This is a genomic window from Candidatus Cloacimonadota bacterium (genome assembly GCA_011372345.1).
Lineage (GTDB): Bacteria > Cloacimonadota > Cloacimonadia > Cloacimonadales > TCS61 > DRTC01.
This window is the reverse complement of sequence record DRTC01000050.1, coordinates 1-4,494: the sequence shown is the minus strand read 5'-3', so window position 1 is coordinate 4,494 and position 4,494 is coordinate 1. Positions and strand designations below refer to the sequence as shown.

The following is a 4,494-nucleotide window of genomic DNA, read 5'->3' as shown; positions in this document are numbered from 1 at the left end:
TTGATATAAATTTAGAAGGTAATAAATATGGTTAATTTAATTATTAATGGGAAAAAAATTGAAGTTGAAGAAGGTTTAACGATTCTTCAAGCAGCAGAAAAAAACGGGATAATAATTCCGACTCTATGTTATAATAAGGCATTACCAGCTTATGGTGCATGTCGAATGTGTATTGTCGAAATAAGCCAGAATGGTGGTCCGGTAAAAACGGAAGCATCCTGCACTTATCCAGTTCAAGACGGTCTGATTATCGAAACCGATACGGAAGATTTGAGAAATACGCGCAAGATGATGGTCGAGTTAATGCTGGCAAAATGTCCTGATGCTGAAGTATTACAAGATCTTGCCAAAGAAATGGGTGTTGGAAAGCCAAGGATCAAATCGAAAAATGATGATTGTATCCTTTGCGGATTATGCGTGCGTATGTGTGAAAGCAGGATGGGAAGAGGAGCAATCGGGTTTGCCAACAGAGGATTTCAACGGATTGTAGAAACTGCTTTTGATAAGTACTCGGAAGACTGTCAAACCTGTGGAGCTTGCGATTATATTTGTCCAACTCAAAAAGGGATAAAATTCGACAAGATGACGGAAAATAAAGTTGTTCCCATTCTTTCCGAATTTGATGAAGGACTGATTAGAAGACCGGCAATTTACATTCCTTTCCCGCAGGCTGTTCCCAACTATGCCAAGATCGATCCGGATTATTGTGTGCAACTTAATACCGGTGAATGTAAAGTTTGTACGGAATATTGTGATGCAGATGCAATAAATTTTGATCACAAAGAAGAAATAGTTGATTTGAAAGTCGGCTCGATCATTGTTGCAAGTGGAGCAGATAAATTCGATCCTACCGGGATGCACGAATATGGTTTTGGTAGATTTAAAAATGTTCTTACAAGTATTCAGTTTGAAAGAATATTAGCAGCATCAGGACCTTATGAAGGACATCTTCAAAGACCGGATGACGGCAAAGTTCCAACTAAAATCGCCTGGATACAATGCATCGGTTCGAGAACGGAACATTCGCACATGCCGTATTGTTCATCGGTTTGCTGTATGTATGCTTTAAAAGAAGCAATTATTGCTAAAGAGCATGTCAGTACGGTTCAGCCAACAATATTTTATATGGATATCAGGGCGTATGGAAAAGATTTTGATAAATTCTATGACAAGGCAAAAGATGTTGGAGTCAGGTTTATTCGTTCCAGAGTTGGAAAGATAAAAGAAATAAAGGAAACCGGAAATCTCGAATTGTATTATACTAAAGATAACGGAAGATTAGTGATCGAGGAATTTGATCTTGTTGTTCTATCTGTTGGTTTGACACCTCAAAAAGATGTCTCTAGTACAACGGATGTCCTGGATATTCGTCTTAATCAATTTAATTTTATTGAGAATTCTGGTTTTTCTCCGGTTCAAACCACTCGTCCGGGAGTTTTTGTCTGCGGTCCTGCAGTTTCTCCTAAAGATATTCCGGAAACAGTTATGCAGGCTTCCGGATCTGTTTCCGGAGCTGCTGAAATTCTTTCTGATGTAAGGGGAACTGAAGTTGCAGATAAAGTATATCCGGATGAGATCGATGTTACTGGAAAGAAACCCAGGATCGGTGTTTTTGTCTGTCATTGCGGGATCAATATCAGCAGTGTAGTGAATGTTCCGGAAGTCGTGAAATTTGCTAAAACCTTACCGAATGTTGTTTATGCAGAAGATAATCTGTTTACCTGCTCCCAGGATACACAGCAGAAAATGAAAGAGATCATCAAAGAATATAAACTTAATCGTGTTGTTGTTTCTTCTTGTTCACCCAGTACTCACGAACCTCTTTTCCAGGAAACATTACGGGAAGCAGGATTAAATCCTTTCCTTTTTGATATGGCGAATATCAGGAATCAATGTAGTTGGGTTCACAAAGATCATAAACCGGAAGCAACTGAAAAAGCTAAAATTCTTACAAAAGTTGCTGTTGGCAAGTCCAGGTTATTGGAACCATTATATTCTGTTGCTCTCGATGTAACTCAAAAAGCACTCATTATCGGGGGAGGTCTTTCCGGAATAACAGCAGCTCTTTCCATTGCAGAACAGGGCTTCGAAGTTGCTATCGTGGAAAGGAAAGAGAAATTAGGTGGGAATCTGCACAGACTCGACGAATCGGTGGAAGGAAAGAAGATATCCGAATTTCTTACTGAAATAAGGGATGAAATCGATGACCATCCTTTGATCAAAGTTTTCACAAATTCTGAAATTAAGGAAATAGACGGATACATCGGTAACTATCAGACAAAAATATTAAATAAAAGCGAAAATGAAGAAATCATTTATGAACATGGTGTGATCCTTATTATGACAGGTGCCAATGAATCGAAGCCGGATGAATATTTGTATGGAAAGAGTGAGAATGTAATAACTCATCTTGATTTCGAGACTGATTTCATCGAGCATAATAAAGATTACAAAAAAATGAAAAATATCGTTATGATCCAATGTGTCGGTTCTCGTGATGAAAGAAGACCATACTGCTCGCGAGTTTGCTGTACCCAATCAGTGAAAAATGCAATTCGTCTGAAAGAATTAAATCCAAAAATGAATGTTTTCATTCTTTACCGGGATATGAGGACTTATGGTTTCTATGAAAAATTTTACCAGAAAGCAAGGTCACTCGGGGTTATTTTTGTCAGGTATGAAGTTGATGCCAAACCGGTTGTGGATATTGATAATAAACAATTAGTATTGAGTAATAAAGGTTTAAGAGTTACGGTTAAAGATCACATTCTGAATCAGGATATTGTCATTTATCCGGATAAATTGATATTGGCTTCAGCAATGGTTCCCCAGGAAGATGCAGGTGAACTTTCACAAATGCTTAAAATTCCGCTCAATGAAGATAATTTCTTTATGGAAGCTCATGTCAAACTGCGACCTGTGGATTTTTCTGTAGAAGGTATTTTCCTGGCTGGACTTGCCCATTCCCCAAAAGGTATCGAAGAGACTATTTCTCAAGCAAAAGCAGCTGCGGAGCGAGCATGCACGATTATCAGTTCTAATGAATATATTTCCGAAGCAAATATTGCCAAAGTTGATCTGGATATGTGCGCAGGTTGCGGAATGTGTGTTTCTGTCTGCCCTTATGGTGCTCCCGAATTATTCTGGATGAACGGGAAAGAATTTGCTCATGTAAATTCTGCTCTATGTAAAGGTTGTGGTAGTTGTGCTTCTGTATGTCCGTCCGGAGCTATGCAGCAGCTTGGATTTAAGGAAGAGCAGACACTTGCTATGCTGAACGAAGCATTGGAAGTTTGGTAATAATTTCTCTTCCGAAGTTTTTAAAACTTCGGAAGTTTTTTTGAATTGATTTAAATTTATTGTAAATAGTAAAACGATTCCCAATATTTTGTTATCAAACCTTAAAGTTTCAAGATTTTAATATAGCTTCTCTAATATCGGTTTATCAAATTCTTTGATGGTTTCACTATAAGCATCGACAAAGATTTTCATATATTCGTATATTTTTTCAATATCATTTTTAGGAATTTTTTTCAGAACTGCTTCCTGAAGCTGAATGAGTTTGTATTTTGTATTTTCTGCCATTTTTTTACCTTCTTCGGTTATGAGTGCATACCAGCTTCGTCTGTCTACTTCAGAAGGAAATCTCTGAATTAATCCCATATCCTCAAGTTTATTAAAAACACGAGTTACTTTTGCATTGGAAATATGAAATGTTTCTGCGATTACTTTCATCTTCATAGGTTTTTTTATTTTATGGATAAAACGGAGTAATTCGCACTCCATTTCTCCTATAACAACACACAGCGTGTATGAAGTATCCCTTTCCTGAAAAAGGTCTTGTAGTCTGTTTGTTAACTCTATGAATTCTTCTGGACCTACCATTGTTTATCCTTTGTTAAATTTTTTTTGTTCATCTTCCTGATTCTCCGTATGATGACGGAGAATTCAATAGTAAATCGATTCCTGTTTGGAAATGAACAAGAATCAAGTTTACGATCATTCTAAAAAATAAATTTATTTACATACTCAATCTCAAACAATAAAGAACAAATTAAAAGCATACAAAAAAATATAAAACTTTATGTCAATGGAAAAATTTCGCAGATACTGCAGGATAAAAAAAAATTGGGAAATGGCGCTAAAAAAACTTTTACTTAAAAGGATGAATTTAAAAATTTGGAATTCCTGAAAGAAAATCATATAATATCAGAGCAATTTTCTGATTAAATTTTTACAAATATATGCGGTATTTCCATCATTAAATTGAAGATACGCAAGCTCTTTCCGGAACTTCCGACCTATCCAAGAGGTTTTCTTTTTTCTCCATTGAGTCTGAACTTATGTTCATGGAGTCTGAATTTTTTATTTGGAATATATTCTGTTTTTTTACAGGGATAAGTTATTGCTTATTCAAACTAAATTTTAGTTGACTCTATCCATACTGAAAAAAAAAGAAGAAATATGTTGAGAATAGATATTTTGTTAAGTTGA

General features: G+C 36.1%; 2 protein-coding genes. One reads left to right on the top strand and one right to left on the bottom strand.

Annotated features, from left to right (window positions below):
• Positions 1–27 precede the first annotated feature (27 nt).
• Entirely contained in the window at positions 28–3,300 is a 3,273-nt protein-coding gene (locus ENL20_00830) for a 4Fe-4S dicluster domain-containing protein (protein HHE37105.1), read from the top strand.
• Positions 3,301–3,417: 117 nt separating this feature from the next.
• Here ENL20_00830 and ENL20_00825 read toward each other — a convergent pair whose 3' ends face one another.
• Positions 3,418–3,885 (bottom strand): MarR family transcriptional regulator, encoded by a 468-nt coding sequence (locus ENL20_00825; GenBank protein ID HHE37104.1) that lies wholly within the window; start codon positions 3,883–3,885, stop codon positions 3,418–3,420.
• Positions 3,886–4,494: the final 609 nt, after the last annotated feature.

Bases quoted from the DNA above. Each gene is read 5' to 3' on its own strand.
- ENL20_00830 (HHE37105.1), top strand. From the start codon at position 28: ATGGTTAATTTAATTATTAATGGGAAAAAAATTGAAGTTGAAGAAGGT.
- ENL20_00825 (HHE37104.1), bottom strand. From the start codon at position 3,885: ATGGTAGGTCCAGAAGAATTCATAGAGTTAACAAACAGACTACAAGAC.